This window comes from Tessaracoccus caeni, from assembly GCF_029211185.1.
In the GTDB taxonomy this organism is placed as follows: Bacteria; Actinomycetota; Actinomycetes; order Propionibacteriales; family Propionibacteriaceae; genus Arachnia; species Arachnia caeni.
The window spans coordinates 187,985-207,839 of the sequence record NZ_JARGDO010000001.1; the positions used below are offsets into that span (position 1 = coordinate 187,985).

A 19,855-nucleotide genomic window follows, 5' to 3' on the forward strand; every position below is an offset into this window, starting at 1 on the left:
GGCTCGAACTGTCAGACGGCTTTGTTAGGCTCGTTTTTGAGGATGCCGGAGCAACAGCGCCCGGCCCGAGTGCAAGGAACGCACATGATCGACTTTCGCCGCACCACGCTGGCACGTCATATCGCGGCGGTGGCCTGCATCAGCCTGCTGGCCACGCTCCAGCCGGTCGTCGCCGATGCTTCGCCGGCAACCGCGCCACAAGCCGGCGTCGTCGCAGCTCAACCGATGGCGAAGAAGAAATCCACCTACAGCATCTCGCGCGGCCCCAACGAGACCAACCGGGTGATCCTCACCTTCGACGATTGCCCCAAATCGCTCAAGGCATTCAAGAAGACGGTCGTGGCCGCCGAGAAGGCGAACGTCGGCCTGGCCCTCTTCCCCACCGGAGACTGCATCAAATCCGGACTCTTCGACGCAAAGTACGCGCGCAAGCACGGCCATCACGTGTTCAATCACTCGGTCTCACACCCCGACCTCACCAAGCTCAGCAAAAGCGAGGTCAAGAAACAGCTCAGATCCCCGGGCGTGGAGACCACCTACGGTCGCCCGCCCTACGGTGCGTACAACAACACCGTGAAGTCCGCCTACAAGGCGGTCGGCATGAAGATCTGGACGTGGACCGTCGACACCAACGACTGGCGGGGTAAGTCCAAGTCCGAGGTGGTCAACTACGTGGTCAAGAACGCGAAGAAGAAGGACACCGTCCTCATGCACATGCAGTGGAACGGGTTCAGTGGCGACGCGATCAAGAAGATGAAGAAGGGCCTGAACAAGAAGGGCATCACGGTGTGCCGCAATTACGAGGGCACTGCGCCGGCCAAACCCAAGACCATGTGGTGCTGACGATCGGCGGCACCCTTCGAGGCCGCTGGTAGGCTGCCGGGCGTGGCTTCGCGCACCTACCCCGGATCGTCCATCGGCCTGCCCAAAGACGGGCGCGGTTCGTTGGCCGGGTGGTGGCCGCGGGTCGGCGCCATGATCGGCGACTGGGCCGCCAGCATGGTCGTCGCGACATTGATCTTCGGCACGCAGGCGCTGACCGGTTCTGGCTGGTACTCCTTCGCCATCCTCGGCGTCTACTTCGTCGAGGCCAGCCTTCTCACCGCCTTCACCGGCAGCTCATTCGGACAGCTGATCGCACGCGTCGGCGTCGCCCGCCTGGACGGTCAGCCGCTGGGCTGGTGGCGTCCGGTCGTGCGCACCGCGCTCAAGTGCGTGGTGATACCGGCGGTGGTCGTCGGCGCGGAACGACGCGGCCTGAACGACCTGCTGCTCGGCACCGTCGTCGTCAACCGTCGTTGACCAGCCCTCACGGGGCTCGAGGCACCGGGCTATTCCCGGATCAGCCATCGGCGAACGGGTTTGTTACATCTTCGTTTCACGTGGTTCGGTAAACCCATGGCACAGCTGTTCGAGAGGCGCATCGTCGACTTGGGTCGACGCACCAGCTGCGCGTGTCCGCGCTGAGCGCACCCTTGCCTCCACATCCCTCTCGAACTCCCCCCACCAGAAAGCGCCCTGAAATGGCTAAGACCACTACGCCTGCGCGCGCGGAAGCTCCCGCGAAGCCGCAACCCCTCTACACCCGTCTCGGATTCCAGATCGTCGTCGGCCTGATCGCCGGCCTCCTCCTCGGCCTCGTCGCCGTGTGGCTCGGCAACGGCGTCGACGGCAAGGATCCCAACTGGCTCACCAGCCTCCTCACCCACCTGGGCAGCGCCTACGTCTCCCTGCTCACCGTCCTGGTCATCCCGTTGGTGGTGACCGCCGTGATCTCGTCGGTGGCCCGCCTGGGCAAGGTGGCCAACGCCGCACGCCTGGCCATCCAGACGCTGGTCTGGTTCGCCATCACCGCCCTCGCGTCGGTGATCGTCGGCATCGTCGTCGGCCTGGTCACCAAGCCCTGGCTGACCGCCGGCGTCACCGGCGATGCCGCTGAGCAGCCGGGCCGCGTCGGAGAGTGGAGCGCCTTCTTGCTCGGCCTGGTGCCGTCGAACATCTTCGGCCTCGGCGTGCGCCTCAGCGGCAACGTCGACGACGGCTTCACCGCGTACCCGAACTTCTCGATCCTCCAGATCCTGCTGATCTCCATCGCCTTCGGCATCGCCGCGCTCAAGGTGGGCGAGAAGGCCCAGCCGCTGGTCTCCCTCACCGAGTCCGCGCTCGTCGTGGTGCAGAAGGTGCTGTGGTGGATCATCCGCCTGGCCCCCATCGGCACCGCCGCGCTGATCGGGCGCGCCGTGGTGACCTACGGCTGGAGCTCCTTGGCCTCGCTCGGCGCCTTCGTGCTCGCGCTCTACATCGCCATGGCCATCGTGTTCGTCTTCGTCTATCCGGCGATCCTGAAGCTCCACGGCCTGGGCGTCGCGCAGTTCTACCGCAACGTGTGGCCCGTCACCTCGCTGGGCTTCGTGACCCGCTCGTCGATGGGCGTGATGCCCGTCACCGAGCAGGTCACCGAGCGCAACCTGGGCGTGCCGCGTGAGTACGCGTCCTTCGCCGTGCCGCTGGGCGCCACCACCAAGATGGACGGCTGCGCCGCGATCTTCCCGGCCATCGCCTCGATCTTCATCGCGCAGTTCTACGGCATCGAGCTGGGCATCACGCACTACCTGCTGATCGCCTTCGTGGCCGTCATCGGCTCCGCAGCCACCGCCGGCACCACCGGCGCGACCGTGATGCTCACCCTGACGCTGTCCACCCTGGGTCTCCCGCTGGAGGGCGTCGGACTGCTGCTCGCGGTGGAGCCCATCGTCGACATGGGCCGTACCGCGCTCAACGTGACCGGCCAGGCCCTGGTGCCTGCCATCGTCTCGAAGCGCGAGGGCGTGCTCGACGTCGACACCTACAACGAGGTGCCGACCTTCAGCTACGACGCACGCTGATCGCCAGCCCGATAGGCAACGGAGGCCGCCCCCTAGGGGGTGGCCTCCGTCATATTCCGTCTTCCACTTGCATGCTCTGCGTTACGTGGCTGAAATGATCATGCAACGACTCAGCAACTACGGGGCTGTAGCGTCACACTCATCAAGTCCGTTAACGGGAGGAAACCGACTATGTTCAAGGGCGCAGACGATCTGCTGGCCTACATCAAGGAGGAGGGCGTCGAGACCGTCGACGTGCGCTTCTGCGATCTGCCCGGTGTGATGCAGCACTTCACCGTTCCTGCATCGGCCTTCGGGCCCGAGGTGTTCGAGGAGGGCCTGAACTTCGACGGCTCGTCGATCACCGGCTTCCAGAAGATCCACGAGTCGGACATGAGCCTGCTGCCCGACCCGACCACCGCGTACCTGGATCCGTTCCGCAAGTCGAAGACCCTGAACGTGAACTTCTTCGTGCACGATCCGCTGACCAAGGAGGCCTACTCCCGCGATCCGCGCAACATCGCCAAGAAGGCCCAGGCCTACCTCGCCTCCACCGGCATCGGCGACACCGCCTACTTCGCCCCCGAGGCCGAGTTCTACGTGTTCGACGACATCCGCTTCGACACCAGCTCGAACGCGTCGTATTACCACATCGACTCCGAGGCCGGCGCCTGGAACACGGGCCGCGTCGAGGACGGCGGCAACCGCGGCTACAAGGTGAAGTACAAGGGCGGTTACTTCCCCGTCGCCCCTGTCGACCACTTCGGCGATCTGCGCGACGACATCGTGCGCCACATGGAGAACGCCGGCCTCGAAGTCGAGCGCGCGCACCACGAGGTGGGCACCGCGGGCCAGGCCGAGATCAACTGGCGCTTCGACACGCTGCTCAAGGCCGCCGACGACGTGATGAAGTTCAAGTACCTCGTCAAGAACACCGCATGGGAGGCCGGCAAGACGGCGACCTTCATGCCCAAGCCGATCTTCGGCGACAACGGCTCCGGCATGCACTGCCATCAGTCGATCTGGAACGAGGGCGTGCCGCTGTTCTACGACGAGAACGGCTACGCCGGCCTGTCCGACATGGCCCGCTACTACATCGGCGGCCTGCTCAAGCACGCCCCCGCCCTGCTGGCCTTCACCAACCCGTCGGTGAACTCGTACCACCGCCTGGTGCCCGGCTTCGAGGCCCCGGTCAACCTGGTCTACTCGCAGCGCAACCGCTCGGCATGCATCCGCATCCCGATCACCGGTTCCAACCCGAAGGCCAAGCGCATCGAGTTCCGCTGCCCCGACCCGTCGGGCAACCCGTACCTGGCCTTCGCCGCCATGCTGCTGGCCGGCATCGACGGCATCCAGAACCGCATCGAGCCGCTCGCCCCGGTCGACAAGGATCTCTACGAGCTGCCCCCGGAGGAGCACGCGAGCGTGCCGACCGTTCCCGGTTCGCTCGGCGCGGTCCTCGACGCCCTCGAGGAAGACCACGAGTTCCTGCTCGCCGGTGACGTGTTCACCCCCGACCTGATCGAGACGTGGATCGACCTCAAGCGCGCCGAGATCCAGGCCATCTCGATGCGCCCGCACCCCTACGAGTTCGAGCTGTACTACGCGATCTGATCGCTGACGCGGCCGAAACGGTGGCCCCGACCCTCCTGGGTTGGGGCCACCGCTCTGTTCTCACTGGAACCGGACGGCCTCCGGAGCCAGCCCCTAAAATGCTGTCATGACCGCTGCGCTGATCGTAGGCGGCCTGGTAGCGCTGGTCGTCGGTGCCGAACTCCTTGTTCGTGGCGCGGCAGCGCTCGCCCTCAGACTCGGCATTCCTCCGATCGTCGTCGGCCTCACCATCGTGTCGATCGGCACCAGCCTTCCGGAGCTGGCCGTCGGGGTGGACGCGGCGCGCATGGGCGCCGGACCGCTGGCGGTCGGAAACATCGCGGGCACCAACGTGGTCAACCTGTTGCTGATCCTGGGCCTCAGCGCCGCCATCGCGCCGATCGCCATCAAGCGCAACACCATCCGGTTCGAGCTGCCGATGATGACGGTGGCCGCCGTCCTCCTGGCGGTGCTTGCACTCGACGGCGAGCTGTCGCGGCTCGACGGCACCGTCCTGCTCACGCTGGCCGTGGTGTTCTCCATCCAGGTGGTCAGGCTCGGCCGACGCGAACCACCTCCCGACGAGGACGAGCTGCCTCCCGTGGGCAACCCGTTCGTTGACGCGCTCATGCTGATCGGCGGCATGGTGGTGGTCATCCTCGGCGCCGACTGGCTGGTGGACGGCGCCGTCGACGCGGCCCGCGCCCTGGGCGTCTCGGAAGCGATCATCGGACTGACGATCGTGGCCATCGGCACCTCCATGCCGGAACTCGTCACCACCCTGATCAGCACCCTCCGAGGCGAACGCGACGTGGCGATCGGCAACCTGCTGGGGTCCAGCGTCTACAACCTGGCCTTCATTCTGGGCGCGACCTCTCTCGTTGCACCGCTCGAAGTGACCGGTGAACTGATCCGCATCGACCTGCCGGTGATGGTGGGCGTGTCGCTGGTCTGCATCCCGGTGTTCCTCTCGGGACGACGCGTCTCCCGCGGCGAGGGGATCGCCTTCGTGCTGGGATATGCCGTCTACCTCAGCGCCCTGCTGCTGTTGCGCACGTAGAACAATTCCCCACAGCACCTGCTCACGCGGGACTGGCCCGCCATGACGACCCGAACCAGGTGAAGCTGTGGGTCGCCGGGTCGCCGGCGGTGGCCGCAGCAAGCGCGGCCGGGCCGTCTTCTCCAGCAGCCAAGCGAACATGGAACTCCGCCATCGCCCGGAACGACGCTTCGTCCGGCACGTCGGTCAGCGGCGCGACCACCGCCCGAACGCCGAGCGCCAACAGACTGGCCGTGAGCCCGAGCGCCTCCTCGCCGGGACGCACCCGAGCGCGGCCCACACCGCACGCCGACAGCACCACCAGCGATGCCCTGACCGGCACCGACTCCAGCTCGTGAGCGAAGAGCTCCCCGTCGTGAAGCCGCAACGACGAGAACAACGGGCTATCCGCCCGGTGCCGCCCATGCGCGACGAGATGAACCACGTCGTGGCTTGCCAGCGCCTGTTTGACCGGCTCGGTCTCGCCCTTGATCAGCTCGGCGACCCGCCACCGCGCCACGACGGCGGCGCACTCCGGGCCCGCCATCGGCAGCCCCGGACCGGACGCGACCGCGATCCTCGGCGGCTCGCGAAGCACCGTCTCACCCCGTACCGAGGCCGACAATGAACGGGCCACCCTGACGGCGCGCCCCCGCAGCCGGGGCAGCATCGCCCACGGCAATCGCGCCAGCGCACCGCTCGGAACGATCACCAGATCACCGGGAGGCAGATCCTCTGGCAGCAGCACCGCATCCAGCTGGGCCCACGACTCCGTCCATGAGGACACGACGCTGGCGGCGAGCGGCCCGTGCGGCAGCCGAGATAGCGCCTGGGCATCGGCTATCCCGCGGGCCAGCAACTCCTTCATTTCGTCTCGATGTGCCATGCGCACCAACCGGGCGGAGCGCCCGGGCGCGAGGGTCACCACGTGCAAGCGGTCATCCACCCAGAAGTAGCTGAGGGCCGAGCACGACTCCAGTTCCGCGCGACGCAGCCGTTGCGGGCGCACCCGCACACCGCTGCCTGGCAGCCGCCATCCTTGTGCGCGAAGCTGCTCCTCGACCAGGCGGGCCGAGCGCCTGAGCTCGCTCTCGCGTCCCGCCGGGGCGGTGCGATACTCGTCGTGCAGCTGCCGCAACTGCGACCACAGCTCCGCCACCCCCGGATCGGCAGGTCGCCCGACCGATGGCAGCGCGTGCTCCGCCCACCGCCAGCGTTCGGTCGCGAGCAGCGCCTGCCATGCACGACCCTGTTCCACTACCCTTCTCAGGTCGGCCTCGATGATCGGCACGACGTGCACCGCCGCCGCCGTGCGCAGGTCGAGGCTCGCCACCCCGCTCTGGGCTCCGGCCAGGTCCGCGGCCGCCTGTCGCGCCAGGCGCGCTCGCGTCGCACGGCTCTCGGTGGTGGCGAGATCCGCGAGCAGCCCGAGTATCCGGATGGCCAGGTATGGCGAGGTCTTGAGAAGGCGCCAGGATCCGGCCTCCACCGAGCCGCCATCGCCCAGCACCGCCGACGCGATGCCACCGAGCGCGGCGGCCCGAGCTGCCGTCCATCGACGCCCTGCCGCCGTGGCGCGGGCGGCAAGGGCTCGGGCGACGCCGGGCGCGTCTGCAGGAACGCGCGGACCCAGCACCGCCGCTTCCAGCCACACGACATCCGCCGCCATCGCCTTGTCGGCCTCTCCGCGCTCGCGGGCCGCCTCGGCGACGCTGATGGCAAGCGCGCTGGCCAAGGCGTGGTCACCTCGGAGCAGGGCGCAGCGCGCCAGGTCGAGCCTGGCGTCGGCGGCCTCGGCCGCGAGTCCGCCTTCCTCCAATTGCTGCACGACAACGTCGAGGAGCTCGGCGGCATCGTCGATCAGCCCGGCCTCCATCACCACCCTCGCTCGGTCCAGCCCGGCAACGGCCCGATCCACCCCGGAGTCCATCAGGTCGGCTTCGCCCATGATCGTCAGCGCGGTGGGGAGATCACCGCGGAGGTACTCGACGTAGCCGAGGTTGTGCAGCGCCATGAACGCGTAGTCGGGCAACTGCGAAGCGAGGTCCGCGGCTGCCCTGAGATCGGCTGCGGCCTCGTCGAGCAAACCGGCCTGCGACGCGATGGTGCCTTTGTTCAGCAACACGCGCACCCGATCGTCGAGAGGCAACCCCGTGCCCAGCTCGACGGCGGCAGCCAGCTCGCGTAGCGCTGGCACGCTCTCCCCTGCTCGGGCGCGCAGCACCCCGGCCTGCGTGTGCGCCACCGCGCAGAGATCGTCGCGGCCTCTCGTCGACGCTTGAGCGATCGCGTCGTCCAACTGGACGAGCGCGGCGGGCAGCCCGACCGCGTCGCAGAGCAGCCAGGCTTCACTCACCATGATGCGAATCCGCAGCTCGAAGGCCTCCTCCACGGCCACCTCGTCGAGCAGAGCACGCGCGGCCTCAAGCAGCCCGCGGGCCTCAGCCAGCCGGTACTGCGCGATGGCCACGCGCGCCTCCTGATAGGTGCGCCGTGCCTGCCCGAGCACGTCGTTCACAACTCGATCACCGGCGTGACCACGGGCTTGGCATCTGGATCGGCGGGAAGAAGCACGAACCGCAGGGGACCGCTCGGCACGCCGAGCCACACCAGCCGGCCATGCGCGTCGGACACGACGGGATAGGACGTACCGCCGGCGTGCAGTTCCACCGAGATGCCGCCGCCGGTGACCCACCCGTCGATGCGAAGGCCGTCTTCCTGGGGCGAGACCTGGATCATCAGCTGAAGGGTGGAGCTGCTGAACGTGATCGACTCGACGGGAGTGGAACCCCGCAGCAACACCTCGGACTCTTGCTGCAGCGTCGCCAGCTCGGCGTCCAAGCCCGCGACGGCGAGCCTGACCAGCACGTCCTCGTCCAACCCCGCGGGCAGCGGGTCGATCTCGTCGAGCAGTTCTGCGATGGACTCCAACAGCTCCAGGTCGAAGGCATCCAGTGGTTCATCGTTCGTCATGCTCGGCTCCAGGTGGGATCGTCGATGAGGGAGGAACGCAGCTTCGCCAGACAGCGGCCCCTGGTGGGGCCGATCGAGCCGACGGGAATGCCGAGCGCCTCCGAGAGGGCGGCGTAGTCGGGGCGCCCGCCGCGGCTGACCACCCGCAAGATGGACTGGCACCGCGGAGACAACTCCAAGAAGTGTCGCAGCAGCGCTTGTTTGGTCTCCGACAAGGACGCCACCGTGGCAGGATCGGGCGCGGCTTCCGGGGGTTCCGGCAACTCGTCCACGGGAAGCGAGCGCGCCTGTTGTTTGGAGAGACGCCACGCCTCTCGGCGCACCGTCGTCCCCAGCCAGGCCAACACGGTTCTGGGTTCTCGAACGCTGTCAGCGTTGTCGACGAGGCGGAGCCAGGCCGTCTGCACCGCGTCCTCGGCATCGGAGCGACTCAGTCCGCACGACCGGGCGAGGTGCCACAGGGTGGGATTGAGCAGCCGAACGAGGGCGTCGATGCGCGACGTCCGCCGATACTCGACGAACCGCTGGGCCGCCTCCTCCACCAAGCTCGTGGCGTTCATGGCCGTGCCCACCGCAGCTTCTCCCCCACCGCTGCCCAGCCTCGCTCCAGCAGGGCGTCGAGGTCGGTGCCGACCGGCTTCAGCAGCTGGGAGGCCAACTCCCCGGCCAGCACCGGCCCCGCGAAAGACGTCCCGCTCCATACCGCGAACCCACCGGTGAAGTCGTCCGGGTCGATCGTCGCCCGGGGCCGGCCCTCATGTTCCAACGCCACCTGTGGCTGACCATGATTGAGGGGCACCATCGGCATCGTGCTGACCAGCGCGGCACCGCTGCGATAGCAGCTGACCCAGTCGCCGCCGTTGCTGAAGTACGCGACGGTGCCATTGGGGTTGAGCGCCCCGACCGACGCCAGCGGGAGGCGCGACGACTCCCGCTGGATCTCGGCGAAGGCCGCCGGATAGGTGCGGGCCGTCGTGGAGTTGTTGCCAGCCGACACCACCACCAGCACGCCGAGGCGACCGAGGTGTTCGAGCACCTCCCACAGCGCCGCGTCGGCCTGAAGGTCCTCCGGCTTCTCGTGGTAGTAGCCGAGCGACAGGCTGAGCACGTCGAACACGTCGTCCGGGCTGCCGTCGGCCAAAGCCTTGGCCTGACGCACTCTCAGCGCATCGAGCGTCGCCAGGAGGCAGGTCTCCGGGACCATCCCGTTGTCCTGCATCACCGGGATTCCCCACACGATGGCCTCCGGGCAGATCTGCCGAATGATCCCCGCGATGAACGTGCCGTGGCCGGCAAAGGGCCGAACCGAGCCATCGAGGGGGTTGCGCCAGACCGGCGGGACCTGCGACCCCGGCACGGTGCCGTTCATCCCGAGCAGATGCCCGTCGACGTAGACCTCTGCCGTGTCGGTCCTCTCCGTCGCTCCAGGCCGTGGCTCCGGGAACCAGTCGTGCTTCTCCAGACCGGTGTCGGGCACGACGACCACCGGCCGCCGCAGCCCCTTCTCGGGCTCCTTCCGGGGATCCGGCAGCACCACCGCCACCGGCGATCGTCCCCCGGAGCCAGGCATCGCATAGCTGAGGGTGGCCTGCGGCATTCCCGCGTAGTAGGGCATGCCGGCGTAGTACGGCATCCCCGCGTAGTAGGGCATGCCGGCGTAGTAGGGCGCGCAGGTCATGAGGTGATCGAGCGAAACCCCTTTGTCCTCGCCCACGTTACGCAGCAGCGTGAGCAGGTCGTGCGCGTCGGAGGTGCCGTCTCCGTGCAGTTCGAGCTGCCAGGGCGCCCGCTCCAGTTCCGGCCACTGCTTCCTTATGTCGGCGACCTCCCGCGACGCCGACAGGCCGATCTCCTTGACCACGATCTCGATATTGAGCGTTTTCGCCAGCTCCTGGATGCGCGCGGCCCTCTCCTGCACCTCCTCGCGTGTGCCGGTGATCAGCAGCGAGCGCGCAAGGTAGGCGACAGGATTGTCGCCCTGCGTGACGGCAACATCCCATGCCGCGGCGATCTCCGGCGGAATCCAAGGCGTGGGGTTGACGGGTGCGGGGTGTTCGGTCATGGTGGATCCTCCCTGGTCGTTCCTCCACTAAGAGTCGCTGGACCCCCCTCTGATACCGACCGAGCGCTCTTTCTCGGACAGTAGTCGCTAGGCGGGGTCGCCGAGGGGCCCGATCGTCGCCGTCATAGGATGGAACGGTGATTGAGGCGATCGTGATTCGGGAGACGGGACAAGATGCGAAGGGGCGGCCCGTCCGGTCGGCCGCCGTGGAGCAGGTGGACGAGGATTTTCTCGGCGACGGCGACGTCACCGTCGAGGTGCACTACTCCAGCCTCAACTACAAGGATGGTCTCGCCCTCACCGGGCGTCCGGGGGTGGTTCGCACCACCCCGCTGATCGGCGGCATCGATCTGGCCGGCATCGTCCGCGAGTCGACGAGTCCTCGGTGGCAGCCCGGAGATCCCCTCGTGCTGACCGGCGCGGGCCTGTCGGAGACCCGGCACGGCGGGCTCACCACGCTCGCCAAGATCGACGGCGCCCTCGCCGTCTCCCCCACCCCGTTCTCGCTGGCTCAGGCTGCGGCCATCGGCACCGCCGGGTACACCGCAGCCCTCTGCGTGCGGAAGCTCACCGACGCGGGCATCACCCCCGCCGACGGCCCGGTGCTGGTCACCGGCGCCAGCGGTGGCGTGGGCACCGTCGCCACCATGATTCTCGCCACCCTCGGCTTCGAGGTGCACGCCTCCACCGGGCGGATCGAGGAGCACGGTCCGTTGCTCACCGGCCTCGGTGCCTCGCAGCTCGTCGCTCACGATGCGTTGACGGAACCAGGTCGACCGCTCCAGAAGGCCACCTGGGCGGGCGTCGTCGACAGCGTCGGCGGAACGGTGCTCGCCAACGCCATCGCCCAGACCAAGCCCGGCGGCGTGGTGGCGGCGTGCGGCCTCGCCGGCTCGGCCGACCTGCCCGCCACCGTCATGCCCTTCATCCTGCGCGGCGTCACCCTGGCGGGCGTCGACTCGGTCTGGGCTCCGCTGGAGAGCCGAGAGAAGGCCTGGCGCCTGCTGGCGGACACCGTCGATGTGGCGAAGCTGGAGGCCCTCACCACCACCGTCGCCTTCGCAGACGCGATCTCGGCGGCCGCCGCGCGGCTGGCCGGCCGCGCTCATGGACGCACCCTGGTCGCGGTGCGCGGGGACGGCGCGTAAGCGCCTCATAGACTGGCAACAGACGATCGCCGACGGAAAGAGCACGACATGCGTTTGATCGGAACCCTCGCGGTGACCTCCTTGCTGTTGTTGGGAACCTGCGCGCCGAACCCCGGCGCAGCCCCCACCTCGACGGATTCCCCGTCCTCACCGGCGCCGACTCAGAGCGCCACTCAGACGACGGAGCCCACGCAGCCCTCCGAACCCGCGCCGGCGGGTGCGACGCTCGAGTCCACCACGTGGGTGCTGACCGGAATCGCGCAGGGCGACGCCATCAAGCCCGTGGTCGGGATGAAGGAGGTCACTCTCGTGATCGAGAGCGGATCCCTCACGGCCAGGGCCTGCAACTCGATCGCGGGCGAGGTCAGCATCACCGGCGACCAGGTGGAGGTCGGGCCGCTCGTCGCCACCGAGATGGCGTGCGAGTCGGAGGAGGAGATGCTCCAGGAGGGCGAGTTCATGGGCGCTCTGGAGACCGCATCGTCCTACACGATCGACGGCGCCAAACTCACCCTCGCCACGGCCGAGGGCGCCTTGCTCTTCGAGGCCAAGGCTGGCGCGTAGACACCGAACGACGACGGGGAGGCACCTGGTTGGCGCCTCCCCGTCGTCGTCTCGTCTACACGATCACATCTACAGGATCACTGCGGCAGCTGACCGCCGGCGTTCTCCAGATGCGCACGCACGAACCACTGGAACTTCTCCAGCTCCGCGGTCTGACCGATCACCATGTCCTGGGTCACCACGTCGAGTTCCTCGAGCGCGGTGATCGCCTCGCGATTGTCGGTGATCACCACGTCGTAGATGCCGTCCAAGGCCTTCAGGTGTTCCAGCGCGGTGTTGCGGCCCAGCGGGTACTCGGGCAGCGCCCGATCTTCCGCGATGCCACCGACGGTGCCCCTCGGCGAGCCGCCCAGCGCCGCGATCCGCTCGGCCGCGGCGTCCGCGTAGAGCCGGACCAGGTCCACCTGAGGGTCGATCATCTCGTGCACGCTGATGAAGTTGGGCCCGACCACGTTCCAGTGCACGTGCTTGAGGGTCAGCTGGAGGTCGTTGTACTCGTTGAGCCGCCCCTGGAGGATCTCGACGGCCTTCTGGCCCGCCTCCTCGCTCAGACCGGGAACGGTGTAGGTGCTCTTCTTCGCCATCGTCTTCTCCTCACGTCTCGGACCGCGCCACAGCACGGTCGCTTACCTCTTCCACCCTATGCCACGATCCGCGAGCGGAAAGGGGTTTTGCTCAGAGGGAAAGGTCAGAGGGAAAGCAGGGTGTTGGACGGGGGCGCGTCGATGATGCCGACGTCGGTGAGCAGCTGGCCCATCCGCTCGAAGGCGGCCTCGTCGATCTCGGCGTGAGGCGTGTCCTGATCGCCCTTCCACAGCTCGATGGTCTCCGCGAGAACCGCCTCAGCCGCAGCGCGCTGCTCGGGCTCGCTGAGCGTCGGCACCTCCTTCTCGGTGGCCTCCATCGCCAGGGCCGGGTTCTCCGCGATGGCGATCTCCGCGGCCAGCACCGCGTCACGCACGGCACGCAGCACGTCAACGGAGAGACGGTCGCGCACGGTGACCAGGCCCGGGCCCACCAGCGAGGGGGCCGCCGGATCGGAGACGGGCACCGTCGACACCTCGATGCCCTGAGCCTGGAACTGAACCAACTCGTTGTTGCGGTACCCGACGATCGCCTCGACGTTGCCGGTGGTGAGCGCGGTCACCTGCGTGTAGCCGACATCGGTCAGGGTCACCTCCTGCTCCGTGAGACCGGAGAGATGCAGCGCACAGAGCGCCGCGTAGTAGTTCGACCCGAAGTGCCCGGGAATGCCCAGCTTGATGCCCTTCAACACGTCCAGCGGCTGCTCGGGCAGCGGCAGCGTCGTCATCACCTCGGCGGGAAAACGCTGGTAGCAGGTGGCGAAGGTGGCGAGCGAGGAGCCATTGGCGGCAGCGACGACGGCCTCGTCGGAGGACGCAAGGACGACGTCCTCTTGCCCGGCCGTGACGGCTCCGAAGGCATCCTCCTGCTGGCCGTGATGACGCAACGTGACGTCGAGGCCGTGGTCGGCGAAGATGCCCTGATCCCGGGCCACGTAGAGCGGGCTGAACTGGATATTGGGAATGTAGGTCATCCCGATGGTCAAGGAGGTCCGGGCAGCAGCACTGGAGCTGAGGCTGGCACCGGGCGTCGGGGTGCTCGACGGGGTGGGCGCGCATGCGCTGAGCACTCCCGCACCCACCCCGGCCAGGGCACCGCCGAGCAGGCCTCGTCGTGAGATGGTCATGTGTCTTCTCCTTGCAGTGAGGCGACCGCGGCTCGTTCGGCCGCGTAGATGAGTCCGTAGAGCGCGAGCGCCGAGGCGCTGATCCAGGCGACGACGGCGAACATGCCCGTCGTGTCGGTGGCGTCGCGTGACAGGGTGAGCAGGGTGCCTAGCCCGGAGCCGCCCATCACGAACTCGCCGACCACCGCGCCGGTCATGGACAGCACCACTCCCCCGCGGATGCCGGCCAACAGGGCGGGCGCCGCCATGGGAGCTTCCAGATACCAGACGCGCTGCCACGCGCCGGCCCCGTCGAGCAGAGCCGACTCGACGACGCGCATGTCGAGGGAACGAAGTCCCACCAAGGCGGTGGTAACCATCGGGAAGAAGGCGACGATGGCGCACAGCACCGCGATGGGAAGCGTGCCATATCCGATCCAGAGCACCAGCAGCGGCGCGATCGCCACCAGCGGGACGGTCTGAGACACCGCGATGAAGGGTTCCAGCACCGCCCCCAGCACGCGCGAATGCGCCACGACGAAGGCCAGCGGAATGGCGATCACCACCGCGATGCCCGACCCCAGCAGGGCCGCCACCAGAGTCGGGGACAGATACCGCCACGCGACGCCATCAGCCAGCTGGTCGCCCATCCGCAGGATCACGTCGAGGGGGTTGGGCAGGAGGAAGGGATCGATCCGGCCGGTCGCCGTCGTCCACCACCACAGCGCCAGCAGAGCCACGAACGCCACCACCGCCGGCGCGATCCTGCCCACCACCGACAACGGGCGGGTGCGCGCAGGGTAGGCCGACCACAGCCCTGCCCGGGCCAGCGATCGTGTGATGTTGGCCATCTCACCCCGTCCTGCTCAGGTTCCGGGGAGCGACCACAACGAGCGTTCAGCGACGGACGACACCCACGTGCCTATCCGCGCGGGTACACCCGAGCGAACACGTTCCTCCCATCCAGACTCTGACTGTCGGCCTCGGAATTCCACCGAGTCAACCTGTCGGCCTGAGCTTGCTCTGGCCTCGAGGGTCGCGGGCTATCACCGCCGGTTCGGACTTTCACCGACCCCGGAACACGTATGTGATCACCTTAGCAGCGCCGCCAACTGACACGACGCCGGAACCACCTCAGTCTTCCCAGAAGACCCGATCGACCACAGCGGCGGCGCGGCGGGTGTGGCGCATGGTGTCGTCCAGCAGGTTGGACGCGTGGTAGGCGTCGTAGCCCATGAGCTGGCCGATGGAGGCGAGATCCTGGTGGTTGCTGGGGAGCACGTCGCTGGCCCTTCCGCGCACCAGCATGATCGCGTTGCGCAGACGGGACACGTGCCGCCAGGCTCCGGCGAAGACCTCGGCCTCCTCCGACGTGACCAGCCCCGCCTCCACTGCGGCGGCCAGGGCCGCCAGGGTCGAGGTGGCCCGCAGGCCGGGAAACTCATGCCCATGCTTCAGCTGGAGAAGCTGCACGCTCCACTCGATGTCGGACAGCCCGCCGGGACCGAGCTTGAGGTGGCGGTTCGGATCGACGTTGCGCGGGATGCGCTCCTTCTCCATCCGCGACTTCAGTCGCCTGATCTCAATGACCCGTTCCTTCTCCAGTCCCCCCGCGGGGTAGCGGTAGCGATCCGCCTGACTCAGCACCTGCGCAGCGAGATCCTGGGCTCCGGCGCCGGGCCGTGCCCTGAGCAGCATCTGGTACTCCCAGGTGGCCGCCCACTTCTCGTAATAGTTGGCGTAGGACGAGACCGTGCGAACCTGCGGCCCGCCCTTGCCCTCCGGACGAAGATCGGTGTCGATCTCGACGCCGAGATCCGGGCCCGGGCGCCCGAGCAGCTGGCTGGCCCGGCGGACCAGCTCGGTGGCGGCGGTGCGCCCGTCCGCGTCGGTGCCGTCCGGCACCACGAACATGCAGTCGGCGTCGGAGGAGTAGCTGAGCTCCGATCCGCCCCAGCGGCCCAGGGCGATGACACCCACCTCGGGCGCATCCACCTCGCGACGGGCGACGTCCAGGGCGGCGTCGATCGATGCCGACGTGAGGTCGCTCAACGCAACGCCGACGGTGTCGATGTCGACGTCGCCCAGCACGTCGCTCAGCGCGATCCGGCACAGCTCAGAGCGGCGCAGGGCGCGAATCGACTCGATCGCCTGCTCCACCTCGCTCTTGCGCTGCGCCGCCGAGGTCATCGACGTCGTCAGCTCTTCGACGGTGCGCACGCGCAAGCCGTCGCTGCCTGACAGCAGCCGCACGTTCTCCGGCGCCCGGCGCAAGAGGTTGACGACGAACCGGCTGGACGAGCAGATCTGGGCGAGCCGCTGGGCCATGAAGCCCTCGTCCCGCAGCGCTCGGAGATACCACGACGTGGACCCCAGCGCCTCGGACAGCTGCCGGAAGCTGAGCAGTCCGTAGTCGGGGTTGGTGCCTTGCGCGAACCAGCCCAGCATGGCGGGCATCAGCTGGCGCTGGATCTCCACCGCGCGGCTGGTGCCCCGGGTGAGGGCCTCGATGTGGCCGAGCGCCGCCCGCGGATCTTCGAAGCCGAGCGCGCGCATCCGGTCCTTGGCCGCCTCGGGCGACAGTCGCAGCGAGTCCGTGGGGACGCTCGACACCGCATCCAGCAACGGGGAGAAAAAGATCCGGCGTTGGAGGCGTTCCACCAAGAGGGCCGACGAGCGCCACTTCTTCTGCAGATCCTCCGGAGCGATCCCCATCGTCCGGCCCACGTCGCGCAGGCCGACGACATCGTCGGGCAGCAGGTGCGTGCGCCGCAGCCGCCGTAGTTGGACGCGGTGTTCGAGGACGCGCTGGAAGCGATAGGCCTGCTCCATCTCCGCACCGTCGGCGCGCCCGATGTAGCCGCAGTCCACCAGAGCGCGCAGCGCCTCGAAGGTGCCGCGCAGCCGCAGCCGCTCGTCAGCGCGTCCATGCGTGAGCTGCAGCAGTTGCACGGAGAACTCGGTGTCGCGCAGGCCGCCCGCGCCGAGCTTGATCTCGCGTTTGGCCTCCTTGGCGGGGATCAGCGAGACGACGCGCTCGCGCATCGCGCGCACCTCCGACAGGAAGCCCGCGTGCTCGCCCACCGCCCACACCATCGGGGCGACGGCTTCGACGAACTGGTGGCCGAGAGCGAGGTCGCCGGCCACCGGGCGCGCCTTGAGCAGGGCCTGGAACTCCCAGTTCTTCGCCCACTTCTTGTAATAGGCCAGGTACGACGACAGCGTGCGCACCAGGGATCCCGCCTTGCCTTCTGGACGCAGGGCCGCGTCGACGGCGAAGATCGATCCCTCCGGAGTGAAGGCCGAGCAGATCCGAGCCTGCGCAGCGGCCAGCCGAGCGCCCACCTCCTGGGCGGCCGTCGGGTCGACCCCCTCGGCGGGCTCGCAGACGTAGATCACGTCGACGTCGGAGAGATAGTTCAGCTCACGGGCGCCAGTCTTGCCCATCGACAGCACCGCGAGCCGCGCCTTTTCCCAGCCCGCCACCTCGGCTCGGGCGAAGGCGAGCGAGAGTTCCAGAACCATCTCAGCGACGAACGCCAGTTCCTGCGACAGCTGGTCGACGACCGCATAAGGGTCCGCAGCCTCCAGATCGCGCGCCGCGATCTCGATCAGGGCGGCGCGGTTGGCGATGCGCAACTGGTTGGAATCGCCGCGCGCGACGCCGTCGTCGTCCACCTCGACGAAGCCGGCGAAGAACCGCTGCCACCCCTCTCGGTCCCTCGGGCCTGGAGGCTGCTGCAGCAGCCACACGAGTTCGGGATGACGCGTGAGCGTCTGAGTGAGGCCCGACGATGCGCCGAGAACCCGAATCACCCGGGTCAGCCAGGCCCGGTCGGCAGCCAGCTCCGCGTACTCCGTCGGAGCGTTCTGGGCGATCCGCTCCAAGGCGTCCAGGGCCTGATCCCGATCCGCCGCGTGCTCGAACAGGGCCAGATCGACGTCGGGCGTGTGGCCGAGCCACGTCCCCCAGCGCTCCCAGGTGCGAGCCGCGGTCGAGGGCGATTGGAAGCCCCGGCGCGCGAATTCGCCCGTGGGCGAGGAGATCCTGGTCACGGCTCCACAGTAGTGCCGGAGGCGGCCCGGCGCGCGCGAGGCATGGGAGAATCTGGCCATGGTCAAGCCCTCCCCCGCCCTGCTCGGCGCGCTGCGTCCGCTCCTCGACGCGGAGGCCACCGCAGAACTGGACAGGGAGCTCGCCAAAGCGAAGCCCGATCTCACCAATATCCTGCTTCGCGCGGCGCGTCAAGCCTCGTCTCCGCTGGACCGCACGCTCCTGGCCGCGGCGTGCCGGGCCGCCTGCGCGCTGCTGAGGCAGCGTCACCCGGGCGCGACGATCGAGCTGAGGGTGCCACCGTTCGCGGCGGTGCAGATCGGCTTCGGAACGGGCCCGAAGCACACGCGGGGCACGCCGCCCAATGTGGTCGAGTTCGAGCCGCAGGAGTTCCTGGATCTCGTCGTCGGCAAGGAAAACTGGGCGAGCAGGCCGCGTCGGGCCTCCGGCGTGCACGCGGACGAAGCGGCGGCGGCCTTTCCCCTGATCAGCTGATCGGGAGGGGACTAGAGGTGCCACCTACCTGCGGAACCTCTTACATCACGTTGATGTGACGCTGCAGCTCCCACGGCGTGACCTGGCGACGGTAGTCCTCGAACTCCTCGCGCTTGTTGCGCAGGAAGTACTCGTAGACGTGCTCGCCGAGGGTCTCGGCGACGAGCTCGCTGCCCTCCATGAGCTGCAGCGCCTCCTCCAGGTTGCGCGGCAAGGCCTGGATGCCCAGCGCCCGACGCTCGCGCTCGCTGAGCCGGAACACCTCGTCCTCCGTCTCCGGGGGCAGCTCGTACTCGCCCTCGATGCCCTTGAAGCCGGCGTTCAGCATCACGGCGTAGGCCAGGTAGGGGTTCACGCCCGAGTCGACGGCGCGGTACTCGATGCGGGCCGAGGAGCCCTTGCCCGGCGTGAACTGGGGCACCCGGATCAGCGCGGAACGGTTGGCACGACCCCAGCAGGCGTAGCTGGGCGCCTCGTGACCGTCGGCGAGCCGCTTGTAGGAGTTCACCCACTGGTTGGTCACGGCCGTGATCTCGGGCGCGTGCCGCAGCAGCCCGGCGACGAAGTGGCGCGCGAGCGGCGAGAGGTTGTACTCGTCGGACGCGTCGTAGAAGGCATTGGCGTCGCCCTCGAACAGCGACATGTGGGTGTGCATGCCGGAGCCCGGCATCCCACCGAAGGGCTTCGGCATGAAGGTGGCGTGGATGCCCTGGGAGATGGCCACCTCGCGGATGACCACGCGGAAGGCCATCACGTTGTCGGCCATCGTGAGCGCGTCGGCGTAGCGCAGGTCGATCTCGTGCTGGCCCGGAGCAGCCTCGTGATGGCTGAACTCGACGGAGATGCCCATCTGCTCCAGCATCGTGATCGCGTCGCGACGGAAGTCGGTGCCGTTGCCGAGCGTGGTGTGGTCGAAATAGCCGCCCTGGTCGAGCGGGGTGGGCGGATCGAGATGGCTCAGCAGGAAGAACTCGATCTCGGGGTGGATGTAGTAGGTGAATCCCGCAGCAGCCGCCTTGTCGAGCGCGCGCTTCAACACGAAGCGCGGATCGGCGAAGCTCGGGCTGCCGTCGGGCAGCTTGATGTCGCAGAGCATCCTCGCGGTGCTCCACCCCGGCCCGGTGCGCCACGGCAGGATCTGGAAGGTCGACGGATCGGGGTGCGCCACCATGTCGGACTCGTACGCCCGGGCGAACCCCTCGATCGCCGAGCCGTCGAACCCGACGCCCTCGGAGAGCGCCCCTTCGACCTCGGTGGGGGTGATGGCCACAGACTTGAGCGCGCCCAGCACGTCGGTGAACCAGAGCCTGACGAATCGGACGTCTCGCTCTTCCATTGAGCGCAGGACGAACTCCAGTTGCCTATCCATGCCG

Annotated in this window: 17 protein-coding genes and 1 riboswitch; of the genes, 8 read left to right on the forward strand and 9 right to left on the reverse strand. The window is 68.3% G+C overall.

Going from position 1 to position 19,855, the window contains the following annotated elements:
- Positions 1-84 precede the first annotated feature (84 nt).
- The 5 genes from P0D62_RS00830 (at position 85) to P0D62_RS00850 (ending at position 5,517) form a co-directional block, all read left to right on the forward strand.
- Positions 85-843 (forward strand): polysaccharide deacetylase family protein, encoded by a 759-nt coding sequence (locus tag P0D62_RS00830; protein WP_275700716.1) that lies wholly within the window; start codon positions 85-87, stop codon positions 841-843.
- A 42-nt stretch (positions 844-885) separates the two neighbouring features.
- Positions 886-1,302, forward strand: a complete 417-nt coding sequence (locus tag P0D62_RS00835) for an RDD family protein (protein ID WP_275700717.1) — start codon at positions 886-888, stop codon at positions 1,300-1,302.
- A gap of 221 nt (positions 1,303-1,523) precedes the next feature.
- Positions 1,524-2,885, forward strand: coding sequence for a dicarboxylate/amino acid:cation symporter (locus P0D62_RS00840; protein WP_275700718.1), 1,362 nt, complete (start codon positions 1,524-1,526; stop codon positions 2,883-2,885).
- Positions 2,886-3,056: 171 nt separating this feature from the next.
- Positions 3,057-4,478: a type I glutamate--ammonia ligase gene (gene glnA / locus P0D62_RS00845; protein ID WP_275700719.1), complete on the forward strand. Its 1,422-nt coding sequence runs from the start codon at positions 3,057-3,059 to the stop codon at positions 4,476-4,478.
- Positions 4,479-4,584: 106 nt separating this feature from the next.
- Positions 4,585-5,517: a calcium/sodium antiporter gene (locus P0D62_RS00850; protein WP_275700720.1), complete on the forward strand. Its 933-nt coding sequence runs from the start codon at positions 4,585-4,587 to the stop codon at positions 5,515-5,517.
- Between the two features lie 22 nt (positions 5,518-5,539).
- On the opposite strand, the gene P0D62_RS00855 is transcribed toward P0D62_RS00850, so the two are convergent.
- From P0D62_RS00855 to P0D62_RS00870, 4 genes are read right to left on the reverse strand one after another with little or no spacing between them, the layout of a single operon-like run.
- On the reverse strand, positions 5,540-8,014 hold the full coding sequence (locus P0D62_RS00855; RefSeq protein WP_275700721.1) for a CHAT domain-containing protein: 2,475 nt from the start codon (positions 8,012-8,014) through the stop codon (positions 5,540-5,542).
- Entirely contained in the window at positions 8,011-8,469 is a 459-nt protein-coding gene (locus tag P0D62_RS00860) for a hypothetical protein (protein ID WP_275700722.1), read from the reverse strand. Before P0D62_RS00860 ends, P0D62_RS00855 begins: the two co-directional genes overlap by 4 nt.
- Entirely contained in the window at positions 8,466-9,029 is a 564-nt protein-coding gene (locus P0D62_RS00865) for an RNA polymerase sigma factor (protein ID WP_275700723.1), read from the reverse strand. The genes P0D62_RS00860 and P0D62_RS00865 overlap by 4 nt, the downstream gene beginning before the upstream one ends.
- Positions 9,026-10,531 (reverse strand): S8 family peptidase, encoded by a 1,506-nt coding sequence (locus tag P0D62_RS00870; RefSeq protein ID WP_275700724.1) that lies wholly within the window; start codon positions 10,529-10,531, stop codon positions 9,026-9,028. The genes P0D62_RS00865 and P0D62_RS00870 overlap by 4 nt, the downstream gene beginning before the upstream one ends.
- A 137-nt stretch (positions 10,532-10,668) precedes the next feature.
- Here P0D62_RS00870 and P0D62_RS00875 point away from each other — a divergent pair, with 137 nt between their 5' ends.
- On the forward strand, positions 10,669-11,679 hold the full coding sequence (locus tag P0D62_RS00875) for an MDR family oxidoreductase (protein ID WP_275700725.1): 1,011 nt from the start codon (positions 10,669-10,671) through the stop codon (positions 11,677-11,679).
- A gap of 48 nt (positions 11,680-11,727) precedes the next feature.
- A complete protein-coding gene (locus tag P0D62_RS00880; protein ID WP_275700726.1) occupies positions 11,728-12,243 on the forward strand; it encodes an META domain-containing protein in 516 nt (171 codons plus the stop codon).
- Between the two features lie 77 nt (positions 12,244-12,320).
- On the opposite strand, the gene dps is transcribed toward P0D62_RS00880, so the two are convergent.
- From dps to P0D62_RS00900, 4 genes are all read right to left on the reverse strand, one after another.
- Positions 12,321-12,827: a DNA starvation/stationary phase protection protein Dps gene (gene dps, locus P0D62_RS00885; protein WP_275700727.1), complete on the reverse strand. Its 507-nt coding sequence runs from the start codon at positions 12,825-12,827 to the stop codon at positions 12,321-12,323.
- A gap of 104 nt (positions 12,828-12,931) precedes the next feature.
- On the reverse strand, positions 12,932-13,954 hold the full coding sequence (locus P0D62_RS00890; RefSeq protein WP_275700728.1) for an ABC transporter substrate-binding protein: 1,023 nt from the start codon (positions 13,952-13,954) through the stop codon (positions 12,932-12,934).
- The gene (locus tag P0D62_RS00895) at positions 13,951-14,784 is read right to left on the reverse strand and encodes an ABC transporter permease (protein ID WP_275700729.1); all 834 of its coding nucleotides are present in this window, start codon (positions 14,782-14,784) and stop codon (positions 13,951-13,953) included. Before P0D62_RS00895 ends, P0D62_RS00890 begins: the two co-directional genes overlap by 4 nt.
- 96 nt (positions 14,785-14,880) lie before the next feature.
- Positions 14,881-15,019: riboswitch (FMN riboswitch) on the reverse strand.
- 48 nt (positions 15,020-15,067) lie between these two features.
- Positions 15,068-17,989, reverse strand: a complete 2,922-nt coding sequence (locus tag P0D62_RS00900) for a bifunctional [glutamine synthetase] adenylyltransferase/[glutamine synthetase]-adenylyl-L-tyrosine phosphorylase (protein ID WP_275700730.1) — start codon at positions 17,987-17,989, stop codon at positions 15,068-15,070.
- Between the two features lie 58 nt (positions 17,990-18,047).
- Here P0D62_RS00900 and P0D62_RS00905 point away from each other — a divergent pair, with 58 nt between their 5' ends.
- Positions 18,048-18,482: a sterol carrier family protein gene (locus P0D62_RS00905; protein WP_275700731.1), complete on the forward strand. Its 435-nt coding sequence runs from the start codon at positions 18,048-18,050 to the stop codon at positions 18,480-18,482.
- Between the two features lie 40 nt (positions 18,483-18,522).
- Here P0D62_RS00905 and P0D62_RS00910 read toward each other — a convergent pair whose 3' ends face one another.
- Entirely contained in the window at positions 18,523-19,818 is a 1,296-nt protein-coding gene (locus tag P0D62_RS00910; protein WP_275700984.1) for a glutamine synthetase family protein, read from the reverse strand.
- Positions 19,819-19,855 lie beyond the last annotated feature (37 nt).